The organism is Pradoshia eiseniae (assembly GCF_002946355.1).
Lineage (GTDB): Bacteria > Bacillota > Bacilli > Bacillales > Pradoshiaceae > Pradoshia > Pradoshia eiseniae.
Genome location: NZ_PKOZ01000006.1, coordinates 43,922 through 56,511, shown reverse-complemented (window position 1 = coordinate 56,511; position 12,590 = coordinate 43,922). Strand labels below are relative to the sequence as shown.

Here is a 12,590-nt window from a genome sequence, read left to right as displayed (position 1 = left end):
GGAAGGGGTGAATCTCTCTGAGACAGGATGTATATGAACAGATTCAGGGAAACGAGGATTTACGGGATTTTTTGAGGCAGCAGCCGATGTGGTATCGGAGGCTGTCGCGAAATCCGCAGGATTTCTCGGTCTTTGAAACGGAATCTAAATATTTTTTTAAGAAATCCATTCCAGACCGGGTCTTGCAGCTATCGAACAGTGTCCAAATGGCCTCTATGATGGTTTCAATGTTTCAGTCAATGTCCATGAATAGAGGTTCATGATTAGTCTTTGAATCAGCAGCTGAAGGAGAAGGGCGCTTCGCTGCTTTTTTATTTGGCCTATTTACCTATTGTTATATCCATTCGACTTTGGTCTCTTATGGTGAGGAAGGATTCGCTTATCATGTAAATACATGTTAAAATGAAGCGGGAGGTGAGTATTTTATGCTTGCTACTATTGAAACCGTAGAAATAATGGATCAGGCGGAAAGATTAGCTCAAGAGATCATCCAATCAGAGGTGGGGCTTCATTATCTAGACAGCCTCAGAAAGATGAACTTGGACCCCGTTGCACAAGAAAAAATACAAACCTTCAATGCCATGAAGGATTCCTATGAAGAGGTCCAGCGTTTTGGAAGGTATCATCCGGATTATAAGACGGTGACAAAAGCTACTCGTGAGGCAAAAAGAGAAATGGATTTACATCCATCCATTATTGTATATAAACAAGCTGAGAATAGCCTGCAGCAATTGTTAGATGAAATCAGCATGCTGCTTGGTCATTCTGTATCCCCGCATATAAAGGTGCCCACAGGCAATCCATTCTTTGAGTCTTCATGCGGCGGAGGCTGTGGAAGCGGTGGCAGCTGCGGCTGTTCCTAGTATTTGACTGCGTCAGCGGATAAAGGACAATCCTGTTTAACGGGGTTGTCTTTTTCCTTAAGAGGGGAGAAAGCGTATGCAATCTGCGCATTCATTGCCGCAGCAAAACATTTTTCGCTGAGGGACGAGGAAGCGATGCTTGAATACGAAAAGGGCAGCTTCATTCCTGATGAATTGGGTCTTAGAATGAAGCTGATGTCCTTTCATTACGGCTCCCGCAGAGAGTGCGATTTCCCTTTCAAGTTCGCCAAGCCTGATATCGTTCTCTTTAGCGGTTATATAAAGAAACGGTATCCCGGCATAAACCATTCGTTTGGCTTCGATGATGGAAGCCGATTGTTCGAGAGCGGTGAGAAAATTGAGCCAAATAATATCAAGGTCCATATCTTCCTCTCTTTCCTAAACAATTTTGTAAGTATTGATACCCATTTTGCACTTGTGGTACACTTATCCTAAATGGCAGCTTAAAGGGGAATGATTATGTTTGTAGAAAGACAAAGCCTAATTGTATGGCTGCATAGTTTAAAGCAGGTAAAAACATTGCGTAAAATTGGAAATCTCCATTATGTTTCGCGCAAATTAAAATATGCTGTATTATATGTAAATATGGATGATATTGATGCCGTGACGCAGAAATTAACATCCTATTCATTTGTAAAACGAGTGGATCTCTCGCAGAAGCCATTCATTAAAACTGAATTTGAAAGCAAGAAACACGAGAAAGAAAAAGACGAGTACAAGATTGGCATATAAAGAACCGGACAGATATTGTCCGGTTCTTTTACTATTGCAACGGTGGAAGGTATCGGTTCATCCTCAAGATGCCAACTAAATATTGGTAATAAAGATCTATGTCGGCAAATGAATCAGAATGGCGAACCTCCATATGTATGACATTCTTTTCCTGTTCCTTGGCTGCCTGTTCAAATAGTTCATATCTCTTGGTGACCTTTCCTTCAATGACAGGAATGCCCTCCCTGCAAATATATAAAGGAATGAAGTCTCCATAAGAGGATTTCTTCAGGACAAGCACAAAGGACATCCCCTTTTTGCCTTTGGCGGATACGGCTTCCAAGCATAGGAAGTAATGCACCCGGTATGCATTGGACTTGGCTAGCTCTAGCAGTTCATAAAGATCTGAGAAGCCTTGGCCCAGCTCAATAAAACGTTGATTCATCTAATAAACCTCCTCTGAAAATACTACCAACAGTGTACCATAAAAAAAGCCCTGCGAAATCATTCGCAGGGTCCTTCTATATGCCTCCAAGCGTTGGAGGACAGAAGGCAAAGGGAGAGGAGAAACCGGAGGAAGAACTTATGGGGAAACGTAAGTCTTCTCCGCGGTTGGCAACAACATCAGTTAGAGATGCTGTTACTAACAGTATGGCCATAAAATGCATGTCTATTCATGGAAAACGGAAATTTCCGTTCTGAATTGTGAAAGCAGGAAATTTTATGGTAGGATATTTGAGAAGTTGAATATTGAAGAAATTTGGTGACAGTATGATGAGAGTCATTTCAGGTGTTTGCAAAGGAAGGCCATTAAAAGCTGTACAAGGCATGACGACGCGGCCTACGACTGATAAGGTAAAGGAATCTTTGTTTAATATCATCGGTCCCTACTTTGATGGTGGAATGGTGTTAGACTTGTTCTCAGGGAGCGGTTCTTTAGGTCTAGAAGCCTTAAGCAGGGGGATGGAGAAGGGGATTTTTGTTGAGAAAGACCCAAAAGCCCTGCAGGTGATTAAAGCCAATATCCAGGCCTGTAAGATGGAGGAGGAATCGGAAGTGCTGAGAAGTGATGCACTTCGGTCTATCAAGGCACTGGGAGGAAGAGGATTATCCTTCGATCTTATTTTAATGGACCCGCCGTATAAGATTGCGAATACGATCCCAGCCATCTTAAATGAAATTGAGGAAAATCATCTTTTGTCAGAGGATGGGTTAATTATCTGTGAGCATGGTGAAGAATTGAAGCTGCCAGAACAAATTGGATCTTTTATGAAATACCGTCATGAAAAGTATGGGATAACGGCTATCTCATTTTTTAGAACGCAGGATGAAGTATAGGTAGAGTGAATAGGATGGGAGGGGAAAAGGTGAAAAAAATTGCGATATGTCCTGGGAGCTTTGATCCAATTACATATGGTCATCTGGATATCATCCAGCGCGGTGCAAAAGTATTTGATGAAGTCTATGTCGGTGTTTTACATAATTCAGCAAAGAAGTCACTGTTCACGGTAGAAGAGAGAGTGAATCTCATTGAAGAAGCCACGGCCCATATCCCTAATGTTAAAGTTGACAGCTTCCAAGGATTGACCGTGGATTACGCTAAAAGCAAGAATGCCTGCGCGATGATTCGCGGATTGAGGGCAGTGACAGACTTCGAATATGAAATGCAAATTACCTCCATGAATCGGGTATTGGATGAGGGGATTGAGACATTCTTTATCATGACAAATAATCAATACTCCTTCCTGAGCTCCTCAATCGTCAAGGAAGTGGCCAAATATAACGGCAATATTAGCGAATTGGTACCCGAACCGGTTCAAAAGGCAATTGTTCGTAAAATGCAGGGCTAAGCTAAAGGAGAAGGGTTCCCGTGTGAGAGGGGAATCCTTCTTTTTTCATTCTATTTATGGGTTGATTGGCCATACGCATATAGTAAATAAAAGCAATAGGCCATCAAGCTGATCAGGGTAATCACCGCCCCGTTATGGGAGAGAAATCCCAAAATATCTATTGCAGTTCCATGTCCTGGGGAAAAGGTTTCCTCTACATTGGAGTTTTGGCTCCGGTTTCTTAGACCTATGTAGACTGGATTGAATAAAAGCCATGTTATCAAGCCGGATAAGAGCGTCTGGAGAAGTCTTGCCATGAAGAAGGGCCTGAACCGTATATCTGTTTCAGCGAGGATGCTTGCTACTTGTGCTTGAATACTGAACCCGCTAAAAGCCAATAAAGAGCTGGTGATGATTGCCTGCTGCATGAGAGTGGTATTTTCAACCTGGCTGGTCAGCTGACTTCCTAACGTCATTTCGAAAAGTCCAGTGATGAATGGAATGCTTAAGGATTGCGATAAGCTTAGAAAGCTAAACACGCTTGAAAACAAACCTGCCACAAATGCGGTAATATGTAAAAGGAATAAAACTTTGTTAATGACTGAGAAGATAATGATGAATCCGCCAATCATCAAGAGAGTATGAACAGATGAGCTGACGGCTTCTCCGAGTATTTTTCCGAAAGGCCGCGTGTCCTTTAAGCGAGTGCGGTGCATGATTTTAAAAGCCTCTAAAACAGAAAAAGGCTTGTTTTGCCCTTGTTCTTCAAGCTGCTTCTTTTCTTCCTTGCGGCCATAGAATCTCATTACCAGACCAACGCCGATATTACTGGCATAATGAGAGAGAGCAAGCAGGATTCCGAGCTCCGGGTTTAAGAAAAAACCAACAGACACAGCCCCGAAAATAAATAATGGATTGGAAGAGCTGGTAAATGAAACTAAGCGCTCTGCCTCTACTCTTGTCAGCTGGCCATCCTGTCTTAGGCGAACGGTGAGTTTGGCACCAGATGGATTACCGGAAGCGAGCCCCATCGCCCAGACAAATCCGCCGGCACCAGGCACCTTAAATAGCGGCCGCATAAAGGGTTCCAAAAAGACACCGAGAAATTTCACTACGCCAAAAGCAATCAGCATTTCAGATATGATCAGGAATGGCAATAAGGAAGGAAAGACAATTTCCAGCCAAATATCCAGCCCTCGTACAGAGGCCTCAAATGATTCCTCGGGCATGATAATAAGAGCAGCGGCCATTAATACGGCCGCACTAGCCAGGCTGATGGATTTGAAAATCGATTTATTCAATATAGATCCCTTCCCTTATCTGGTTTAACCTTACTGAACGAGGTGCTACAATAAGATGGAGATACCCTTTGGTCATGAAGGTGAGGGTTTGTCCCCTATACTTGAAAATATGCTGATGTAACGTACTTTTAGAACTAAGGATACTACTTTAGGATGAAGGGAAGACAGTAAAATGAGAGATCCTAAAATTGGGCTTGCTCTCGGTTCTGGAGGGGCAAGAGGATTTGCGCATATCGGCTTGCTGAAGGAGCTGGATAAAGAGGGAATAAAAGTGGATTGTATTGCAGGAAGCAGTATGGGGGCACTAATGGGCAGCTTTTATGCGAGCGGAAGTGACCTGGAATTATTAGAGAAGGTATCCTTGCAGTTCAAGCGAAAGTATTTTCTTGATTGGACCGTCCCGAAGATGGGCTTTGTGGCAGGGAAGAAAATAGAGGAATACATAAGATTGTTTACGAAAAATAAAAAGCTTGAAGATCTCTCCATTCCGCTCGCTGTCATTGCGACTGATATTGAGCGGGGAGAAAAGGTGATATTTAAGGATGGACCAGTTTATGAAGCTGTACGCGCAAGCATTGCAGTGCCGGGAATATTCGTACCCAAGCGGATTGGAGGGAGGCTGCTTGTTGATGGCGGCGTAATAGACAGGGTACCTGTATCAGTCGTACGAGAGATGGGGGCTGATATTGTCATTGCCTGTGATGTATCGAGTTCACATGAGGAATCAAAGGTCGAATCCATCTATGATGTAATTATGAAGAGCTTGGATATTCTCCAGATGGAAGTGGTAAAGGCAAGAGGAATCACGGCGGATGTGACCCTCGACCCGGCGGTAAAAATGTATAATTCAATGGCTTTTACCAATATTCCAGAAATCATTGAGGCGGGAGAAGAAGAGGCAAGGAAGAGGATGCCAGAGATTAAAGACGTGATAGAGCGATGGAAGGAGCATGAATAATTGAACAAGAAACACTTTTCGGGGAAGATATGGATTTTCATGTTGGCAATCATGGTGATTGCGGCTTTTTATAAACTACCTTATTATGTTTCGGCACCCGGATCTGCCGAAGTAATCAGTGATTATGTTACTGTTGAGGACGGGCAGGAGACTAAAGGGGAGTTCATGTTTACGACCGTTCGGATGGGCCGGGCGAATATTTATTCTTACCTGTGGGCAAAAGTGGCTGATTATCACAAAATCTATCAGCTAAATGAGGTCAGGAGTGAGGATGAGACTGATGAAGAGTACTCTGTTCGGCAATTGAAGCTGATGGACGAAAGCCAAAACACGGCCATTCTTAACGCTTATAGGAAAGCAGGCTATGAAGCCACGGTTATGATGGATGGGATATACATATTACATGTCGGTGAGGATACACCGGCTGAGGGGAATTTAAAAGCGGGAGACCGTATTTTAGAGGTTGATGGAAAAGCGATTACGTCGCAGAAATTCTTCGTTAATCATGTCTCAAGCAAGAAAGCGGGGGATAAGGTGAACTTGAAGGTGGAACGAGAGGATGAAACTCTAGAGAAAACCATCACCCTTAAGCGTCTGAAGGAAACGGGCAATATTGGGATAGGAATCACACTCGTAGAGGACCGCACCGTGAAAACAGAACCTGAGGTTGAGTTCAATACTGAAACAATTGGAGGACCTTCAGCAGGCCTCATGTTCAGCCTCGAGATTTACAACCAATTAACTGATATTGACTATACAGCTGGCAAAAAAATCGCCGGCACTGGCACGATTGCGGAAGATGGAACAGTAGGACCAATCGGGGGCATTGATCAGAAAATCGTTGCCGCTGATGAAGAGGGAGCTGAGATTTTCTTTGCTCCGAATGAAGAAGGAGCTAAAGACTCTGATTATCAAATAGCTGTCAAAACAGCAAAAGAAATTGGCTCTGATATGACAATCGTCCCAGTAGATACTTTTGACGATGCGGTGGGATATTTGGAGAAAATGATTCAGTAAAGAGGAAAGGCAATGGGCATCACCCATTGCCTTTTCGCTATATTAAATAATGACTGGCGGCTGATACTCCCTTTTTTGTACCTTTTGCCACATCTCAGCAGGAAGGATGGAGGCGTGTACATTTGCGGCACGCTGTTCAATACTCAGGATTGGGTCATTCGCAGCAGCAGGCCGGGTTAAGAGAAGATGCCCTTTTTCTTTTTTTAGCGACTGCATATATTCACGTCCCTTTTGGGAGAAGCCAAGCACACGAATATAGGTTGGCTTGAGTGTATGCGGGATGTCGTCATTGGTGATGTTCATGAGCAAGTAGGTAAGGAGGCGCTGCAGCCTCGTCCATGTATATCTCTTCGTTTTTACTTTTTGCATGAATTCAAGAAAGGTAGCTGATGTTTGTGCGGCTGTAACGAGCCGATTTTCAAGCCCTTCTTTCATTTCATATATGTCTTTCAGGGCGCTTGGCGAGGTAGTCAATAGTTTCAGCTTTACATAAGGCCAATACAAATCCCATGTGTGCCAAAGTCTCATCTCTTCTTGATAATCCCGCAAGACATCATATGAGGCACCAGGGAGGAAGCGAGCGACATCTTTAAGGCTTCCATCTGCCGTTATTTCCTTTCTTATGGCAGTCGCACTGGCGATGGAATCCTTCGGCAGTGCTGCATCATGATAACCGGAGCCGGTCCGCTGTATGGTTATGGGTTTGATGGAAAGCTTGTTTTTTAAGATGGCAGATACATAATGGAAGCCGAGTATATTATTGGGCTGGTCTAGGGTCAGCATATCTGGATAGTTTTTTTTGAGTTCTGCATAGGCAAGAGCCATTGCCTTAGGATAACTATGCCCCGCATTCATGAAGGTCTTTGCCTGCTGATCAATAAGGTCAGCATGCTCAGCTAATAAGGCGTATGTATTCGTGAAAGGCTCAATCTCACCTTTCTCGCTTCCGAAGCATACCCACTCACATTGTAGTTCCTCAAGCAATAGGATGGCTGCTTCAGAGAAGTATTCGGCTTTCTGAACGGCATGGACGAAGGGCAGCTCAACAATTAAGTCTACACCTGCCTTTAAGGCCATCTTTGTCCTCGCCCATTTATTTACGAGGGCAGGCTCGCCTCTTTGGAGGAAATTCCCGCTCATGACCCCAACGGCTATGTCAGCCTTCGTGCGGGCAAGTGATTGGTCGAGGTGATATTGATGGCCATTATGGAATGGATTGTATTCGACAACTAGTCCTGCAGCTTTCAAAGTTGGACCTCCTAACGTGTTCTTTGTGTATTAATAGTATATGACGGGTTGCTTGGTTGCAAACGGTCGGATTACTTTAGGAAATTCCCTTGTTTTCAAAACACGCATCTTCGGGTAAAATAACAGGACAAGCGCTTAAAATATGGATAAGGGTATCACTTATGGCTGTAAAGAAAAAACATTGACAAATGAGTTTACCAAAGCTATAATTACCTTTGTTGCCTAGAGGTGATAGGATTTGAAATGGACAATTCCGCAACTACAAAAATTCCGCGATAATGGATTTACAATTGATGAAACGGCTGATATGTCGGAGTTAACAAAGATTGACCCGCAAATACGCCGTATTTCACCAATACGAGTATTTGGCAAAGCTGATCTTGGCTCTAACCGTGTAACTTTTCATGTGAAAATATCAGGTACACTGACATTGCCTTGCTCAAGAACTTTAGTTGATGTCCCCTTTCCGATTGATGTACAAACGACAGAAACTTTTCTGTTCAATCGATTGGATGGTATGGAGGATGAAGACGGTGAGTTCCATTTAGCTGAAGGTGATGTAGTGGATTTGACACCGGTCATTAAAGAGATTATCCTGACGGAAATTCCGATGCAGATTTTCTGTGATACAGATAACCCTGCTAATGGGGCTCCGCAATCTGGTGATGATTGGGAAGTAATCTCTGAAGATCAGCAAGTCAAAAAGGTGGATCCAAGACTTGCGAAGTTAGCTCAGCTTTTTGACAAACAGGATGATCATGACAAAGACAAATGAAAGACTACATAAGTCTTCCATAGAACCATCGTTTTTTAAGGAGGTGTAAAACATGGCTGTACCTTTTAGAAGAACTTCTAAAACAAGAAAGAGATTGCGTCGTACGCATTTCAAACTTCAAGTCCCTGGTATGGTTGAATGCCCAAACTGCGGTGAAATGAAATTGGCTCACCGTATCTGTAAAGCATGTGGAACATACAAAGGAAAAGAAGTTGTAAATAAATAATCAACTCGAGAAAACACAGGGAGACCTGTGTTTTTTTGTTGTTGTGAATATGACGAGAGGACAATGGGGGGAGAAGTTTTGAGTGTGATTAAGTATGAACGATTGGGAGAATGCTTATTCGTGACATTGCACAGACCTGAGGTGCGCAATGCGGTTAATTTCGAAATGATGGATCAATTAGCCGAGGCGATTAGCTTGGCAGGTAAGGATAGGGCAATCAAAGCATTGATTTTGACTGGCAGTGGTGAAGAGGCTTTTTGTTCGGGCGGAGATTTAGGGGAATTTCATCGGCTGCATACATATGAAGAGGCCCGGTATATGCTCTTAAAGATGTCTAAGGTTTTAGTCCAGCTTGCTTTTCTTCCTAAGCCGTCTTTTTGTTTCATTAATGGAGCGGCGGTTGGCGGTGGGATGGAGCTGGCTGCAGCCTGTGATTTCCGCTTTGCTAAAGAGGATGCCCGGCTTGGGTTCATCCAAGTCCGCCAGGCAATCACAACAGGCTGGGGAGGGGGAAGTCTTCTGCTTGAAAAGCTTGATTCTCAAAAGGCACTGGAGTGGCTGATGTGCGGACGGTTTATTACGGTTGGGGAGGCAGTTCAATCCCGGTTCATTCAAGCTGCCTATAAGTCCGTAACGAAGGAAGAAATATTAGAGATGGTCAATCCATATATAAAAAACGCTCCTGAAGCGGTCATGGCATATAAAGAGATGCTGATTCGCAAGTGGAAGAGCTCTGGACTTCCGGATAGAATGGAACTGGAAGTTGACCGCTGTGCAGTGTTATGGGAAAAACCGGCCCATTTGGAGGCAGTCAGCAGATTTCTGGCTAAATAAGAAAATCCTCATTTGATAGAATCTTTGTGCATTCTATCTTTCCTACCAACAGCATAAGTATGGATATATAACCATGCAATGGATGGGAGGAAAATAGATGTCAGGATCGAGGCAGGATGGGTGGACAGAGGATGAGGATGCATATTTAGCGGAAGTGGTACTGAGACATATCAAGGAAGGAAGCACACAGCTGAAAGCCTTTGAGGAAGTCGGCAAGGGTGTCACCAGAACAGCGGCAGCTTGCGGGTTTAGGTGGAATTCATTCGTGCGGAAGCAATTTAAGCAGGAGATAGAAGCGGCGAAGAAAACGCGAAAAGAAATGAAAAAAGGAGGCCCGAAAGAGGACCGCTCTGTTGTGCCTCACTCTGATGCGGGGAAGGCTGAAGCAGATGAAGGGAAGGATCTTTCGCTGCATGAGGTGATTGCTTACTTAGCAGAGCTAGCGGGAATGCTTGAGGAATACTCGATTGATTCCTATAAAGAGCTGCAAAGGGCACATGAAATGCTGAAGAAGCATGCTGATGTTCTGATGGAGGAAAAGAAGAAGCTTGAGGAGCAGTACAAAATGATTGAGTCAGAGTATTACGGTCTATTGGAAGTGCTTGAGAAGGCCAGGAAGTTCTCAGTGGGAAAATAAAAAAAAGCACATGCCGGGGTGCCGCTTCCCAAAAGTTAGAGGAAAACTAACTTTTGGCGGTCACTGCTTGTATGTGCTTTTTTGTATGAATGGCTTACCGATGTTAAAGCCATTTGTTTTATTTTTCTAAGAGGCTAACGCCCTCTGGCCTCCAGATAAGCGGGTTCTCTCCCAGGTCTCTTTCCACATCATAAGACACGGATTCGAAGCCCTGTTTTTCCCAGAAGGTTCTGGAGTGTACTCTTGGATTTGTCTTAATCGGAAGACCGAAAGATTTAGCGAAATCGACGAGCATGGTCCCATATCCCTTGCCTTGGTAATCTGGAAGCACTTCCAATTTCCATATCTCGTAATATTCGTGCGGGGGGTTAAAATATTTATCAAAGCGTGCTTCAATCTTATAAAGGCTCATCCGGGCTACCAGCTTATCTCCGTAATAAATGCCGTAAAAAGGTGACTCGCTATCATCCTCAATAAGGTTTGCCTGCAGATCCTCAAGCATAGATAGCTCCTGCAGTCCATATTCCTTAAATTTCTTGAATTCCTCTAAAGTACGATAATTCACTAGTAATCTTTCAACTTTTACACTCATGCCATGTCCTCCCCTTGTTTGTATATCCATCTTCTATGTATTCATTATATATAAAATAATGGAAAATTCATATTGTTTAGTCGAATGGATAATTCCTGTCATCAACGTTCATTGGCTATCTTTCCATGAAAGAAAGGTTTTGCTACAATTATGACAAAAGGGCTGATGGAGGTATATATGAAGGTTGGCATTATAGGAGGAGGATCCATCGGCTTGCTTTTGGCCGGAAGATTAGGGAAAAAACATGAGGTTACTTTATTTACAAGAACAAAGAGCCAAGCCGATCAAATAAACTGCGCCGGAGGAATTGAGATCAAAGGCATTCATCCGGTCTTTACAGAATGTAAGGCAGAGATGCTTGCTCACTCAAAAGCGATTGCAACACAGGAGCTGCTGATTGTTACGGTGAAGCAAGGTGCAATTGAAGAAATCCTTCCATATATTCAAAGTGTGAGGTCACCGCTTCTCTTCTTGCAAAATGGCATGAGTCATTTGAAGAAATTAGATTGTTTACATAGCGTTTCTGTATATGTTGGAATAACGGAGCATGGCGCACTTCGTGATAACGAGACAACGACGATTCATACGGGTATGGGTATCATACGAGCCGGTTTGTACAGGGGGGAAAGACAGGTAGCTCTTTTGGAACAGCAGGATGCCGACTTTCCTATTGAAGAAGTGAATGATATTTACCCGAGGCTAATCGAAAAATTAATCGTAAACGCCTGCATTAATCCGTTGACAGCCGTACTCGGTGTAAAGAACGGGGAGCTGATTGCCAATTCTTATTTCCGGCAAATCCTTAAGCAATTGTGCGAGCAGGTATGCTATGGTCTTGGTATCGATAAGGAGCAGTATCTGAAATATCAAGAAAAGGTATTCCTAATTTGTGAACGAACAGCGGACAACAAATCATCCATGCTTCGTGATATCGAAATGCAGAGAAAAACAGAAATCGAGGCCATTCTTGGGTACTGTCTTGAGGAAGCGAATGAGCGTATACAAAAGATGGGTTTAGTCTCAGCGCTATACGCCATGATAAGAGGCCTAGAAGAGAGCGGGGGTAAGTGAGTGGAAACTATATTTGCAGGTCTTATTGCGGCATTTATTATTGTGCCGGCATTGGTTTATATCATAAGCTACACTATTGCTAAATCAGCGTTTGGGAATAACCGTAAAGCTGCGAAGCTTTCCGTTGATGTGACAACATTTTTCCTCATATTGGCGGTTCATTTTGCTGTACAGGCAATGCTTGGCGAGTCGTATATTTGGTTGATTCTCATTATTTTGGCATTGACAGCATCAATCGTTTTGATCGTGCAATATAAAGCGAAAGAAGAAGTGGACTTCCGTCGTTTTATAAAAGGTTTTTGGAGAATGACCTTCTTGCTTTTCGGAGCAGCTTACTTTATTCTTTGTCTGGCTGGAATTACAGGGAGGGTCATTAGAATATTCATATAGACCCAAGTCGCCGTGGGTGGAATCTGCTCTTGCTGGAATCCATCCGGCTTTTTATTTTGTTGACAAAGAACTAGAGCTGGTAATTGTTTGTATGGGTTATTATAGACTGCCAATAAA

18 protein-coding genes are annotated in these 12,590 nt (G+C 43.4%); 13 read left to right on the top strand and 5 right to left on the bottom strand.

The genetic code is table 11. From position 1 onward, the window contains the following. Nucleotides 1–11: 11 nt before the first annotated feature. Together CYL18_RS11400 and CYL18_RS11395 are read left to right on the top strand one after the other, a co-directional pair. Complete coding sequence (locus CYL18_RS11400) at nucleotides 12–263, top strand: YlbE-like family protein (RefSeq protein ID WP_407984538.1); 252 nt, start codon at nucleotides 12–14, stop codon at nucleotides 261–263. Between the two features lie 162 nt (nucleotides 264–425). Beyond that, the gene (locus CYL18_RS11395; protein WP_104849639.1) at nucleotides 426–863 is read left to right on the top strand and encodes a YlbF family regulator; all 438 of its coding nucleotides are present in this window, start codon (nucleotides 426–428) and stop codon (nucleotides 861–863) included. Nucleotides 864–920: 57 nt separating this feature from the next. Here the strand turns inward: CYL18_RS11395 and CYL18_RS11390 are convergent, their stop codons facing one another. Continuing rightward, nucleotides 921–1,247 carry a hypothetical protein gene (locus tag CYL18_RS11390; protein ID WP_104849638.1) on the bottom strand — a complete coding sequence of 109 codons (327 nt, stop codon included), beginning with the start codon at nucleotides 1,245–1,247 and terminating at the stop codon, nucleotides 921–923. A gap of 96 nt (nucleotides 1,248–1,343) precedes the next feature. Here CYL18_RS11390 and CYL18_RS11385 point away from each other — a divergent pair, with 96 nt between their 5' ends. Then, a complete protein-coding gene (locus CYL18_RS11385) occupies nucleotides 1,344–1,616 on the top strand; it encodes a YlbG family protein (protein WP_104849637.1) in 273 nt (90 codons plus the stop codon). Between the two features lie 31 nt (nucleotides 1,617–1,647). Here the strand turns inward: CYL18_RS11385 and CYL18_RS11380 are convergent, their stop codons facing one another. Continuing rightward, nucleotides 1,648–2,040, bottom strand: coding sequence for a DUF7147 family protein (locus CYL18_RS11380; RefSeq protein WP_104849636.1), 393 nt, complete (start codon nucleotides 2,038–2,040; stop codon nucleotides 1,648–1,650). A gap of 329 nt (nucleotides 2,041–2,369) precedes the next feature. Here CYL18_RS11380 and rsmD point away from each other — a divergent pair, with 329 nt between their 5' ends. Together rsmD and coaD are read left to right on the top strand one after the other, a co-directional pair. Then, entirely contained in the window at nucleotides 2,370–2,933 is a 564-nt protein-coding gene (gene rsmD / locus CYL18_RS11375; RefSeq protein WP_104849635.1) for a 16S rRNA (guanine(966)-N(2))-methyltransferase RsmD, read from the top strand. 29 nt (nucleotides 2,934–2,962) lie between these two features. After that, the gene (gene coaD, locus CYL18_RS11370; RefSeq protein ID WP_201741271.1) at nucleotides 2,963–3,445 is read left to right on the top strand and encodes a pantetheine-phosphate adenylyltransferase; all 483 of its coding nucleotides are present in this window, start codon (nucleotides 2,963–2,965) and stop codon (nucleotides 3,443–3,445) included. Nucleotides 3,446–3,495: 50 nt separating this feature from the next. Here coaD and ylbJ read toward each other — a convergent pair whose 3' ends face one another. Beyond that, nucleotides 3,496–4,725, bottom strand: coding sequence for a sporulation integral membrane protein YlbJ (ylbJ, locus tag CYL18_RS11365; protein WP_104849633.1), 1,230 nt, complete (start codon nucleotides 4,723–4,725; stop codon nucleotides 3,496–3,498). Nucleotides 4,726–4,897: 172 nt separating this feature from the next. On the opposite strand from ylbJ, the gene CYL18_RS11360 reads away from it, so the two are divergent. Both CYL18_RS11360 and CYL18_RS11355 read left to right on the top strand, forming a co-directional pair. Next, entirely contained in the window at nucleotides 4,898–5,683 is a 786-nt protein-coding gene (locus CYL18_RS11360) for a patatin-like phospholipase family protein (protein WP_104849632.1), read from the top strand. Next, nucleotides 5,684–6,700, top strand: a complete 1,017-nt coding sequence (locus CYL18_RS11355; RefSeq protein WP_330847587.1) for a SepM family pheromone-processing serine protease — start codon at nucleotides 5,684–5,686, stop codon at nucleotides 6,698–6,700. It begins immediately after the preceding gene. A gap of 42 nt (nucleotides 6,701–6,742) precedes the next feature. Here CYL18_RS11355 and CYL18_RS11350 read toward each other — a convergent pair whose 3' ends face one another. Then, nucleotides 6,743–7,948, bottom strand: coding sequence for a nucleotidyltransferase (locus CYL18_RS11350; protein ID WP_104849631.1), 1,206 nt, complete (start codon nucleotides 7,946–7,948; stop codon nucleotides 6,743–6,745). A gap of 238 nt (nucleotides 7,949–8,186) precedes the next feature. On the opposite strand from CYL18_RS11350, the gene CYL18_RS11345 reads away from it, so the two are divergent. The 4 genes from CYL18_RS11345 to CYL18_RS11330 all read left to right on the top strand — a co-directional run bounded on the left by CYL18_RS11345 (nucleotide 8,187) and on the right by CYL18_RS11330 (nucleotide 10,420). Next, the gene (locus tag CYL18_RS11345; protein WP_104849630.1) at nucleotides 8,187–8,723 is read left to right on the top strand and encodes a YceD family protein; all 537 of its coding nucleotides are present in this window, start codon (nucleotides 8,187–8,189) and stop codon (nucleotides 8,721–8,723) included. Nucleotides 8,724–8,775: 52 nt separating this feature from the next. Next, complete coding sequence (gene rpmF, locus CYL18_RS11340) at nucleotides 8,776–8,949, top strand: 50S ribosomal protein L32 (protein ID WP_049671523.1); 174 nt, start codon at nucleotides 8,776–8,778, stop codon at nucleotides 8,947–8,949. A gap of 84 nt (nucleotides 8,950–9,033) precedes the next feature. Then, complete coding sequence (locus CYL18_RS11335; protein WP_236636424.1) at nucleotides 9,034–9,783, top strand: enoyl-CoA hydratase/isomerase family protein; 750 nt, start codon at nucleotides 9,034–9,036, stop codon at nucleotides 9,781–9,783. 97 nt (nucleotides 9,784–9,880) lie between these two features. After that, nucleotides 9,881–10,420, top strand: coding sequence for an RsfA family transcriptional regulator (locus CYL18_RS11330; protein ID WP_104849628.1), 540 nt, complete (start codon nucleotides 9,881–9,883; stop codon nucleotides 10,418–10,420). Between the two features lie 118 nt (nucleotides 10,421–10,538). Here CYL18_RS11330 and CYL18_RS11325 read toward each other — a convergent pair whose 3' ends face one another. Next, complete coding sequence (locus tag CYL18_RS11325) at nucleotides 10,539–11,012, bottom strand: N-acetyltransferase (RefSeq protein ID WP_104849627.1); 474 nt, start codon at nucleotides 11,010–11,012, stop codon at nucleotides 10,539–10,541. 177 nt (nucleotides 11,013–11,189) lie between these two features. On the opposite strand from CYL18_RS11325, the gene CYL18_RS11320 reads away from it, so the two are divergent. Together CYL18_RS11320 and CYL18_RS11315 are read left to right on the top strand one after the other, a co-directional pair. Continuing rightward, nucleotides 11,190–12,083 (top strand): 2-dehydropantoate 2-reductase, encoded by an 894-nt coding sequence (locus CYL18_RS11320; RefSeq protein WP_161497129.1) that lies wholly within the window; start codon nucleotides 11,190–11,192, stop codon nucleotides 12,081–12,083. Next, a complete protein-coding gene (locus CYL18_RS11315; RefSeq protein ID WP_104849625.1) occupies nucleotides 12,084–12,473 on the top strand; it encodes a DUF3397 domain-containing protein in 390 nt (129 codons plus the stop codon). It abuts the gene before it with no gap. The last annotated feature ends 117 nt before the right edge of the window (nucleotides 12,474–12,590 follow it).

Excerpts from the sequence above, each read along its gene's own strand:
- CYL18_RS11395 (WP_104849639.1), top strand. The coding sequence starts at position 426 with ATGCTTGCTACTATTGAAACCGTAGAAATAATGGATCAGGCGGAAAGA.
- CYL18_RS11390 (WP_104849638.1), bottom strand. The coding sequence starts at position 1,247 with ATGGACCTTGATATTATTTGGCTCAATTTTCTCACCGCTCTCGAACAA.
- CYL18_RS11385 (WP_104849637.1), top strand. The coding sequence starts at position 1,344 with ATGTTTGTAGAAAGACAAAGCCTAATTGTATGGCTGCATAGTTTAAAG.
- CYL18_RS11380 (WP_104849636.1), bottom strand. The coding sequence starts at position 2,040 with ATGAATCAACGTTTTATTGAGCTGGGCCAAGGCTTCTCAGATCTTTAT.
- rsmD (WP_104849635.1), top strand. The coding sequence starts at position 2,370 with ATGAGAGTCATTTCAGGTGTTTGCAAAGGAAGGCCATTAAAAGCTGTA.
- CYL18_RS11360 (WP_104849632.1), top strand. The coding sequence starts at position 4,898 with ATGAGAGATCCTAAAATTGGGCTTGCTCTCGGTTCTGGAGGGGCAAGA.
- rpmF (WP_049671523.1), top strand. The coding sequence starts at position 8,776 with ATGGCTGTACCTTTTAGAAGAACTTCTAAAACAAGAAAGAGATTGCGT.
- CYL18_RS11330 (WP_104849628.1), top strand. The coding sequence starts at position 9,881 with ATGTCAGGATCGAGGCAGGATGGGTGGACAGAGGATGAGGATGCATAT.
- CYL18_RS11325 (WP_104849627.1), bottom strand. The coding sequence starts at position 11,012 with ATGAGTGTAAAAGTTGAAAGATTACTAGTGAATTATCGTACTTTAGAG.
- CYL18_RS11320 (WP_161497129.1), top strand. The coding sequence starts at position 11,190 with ATGAAGGTTGGCATTATAGGAGGAGGATCCATCGGCTTGCTTTTGGCC.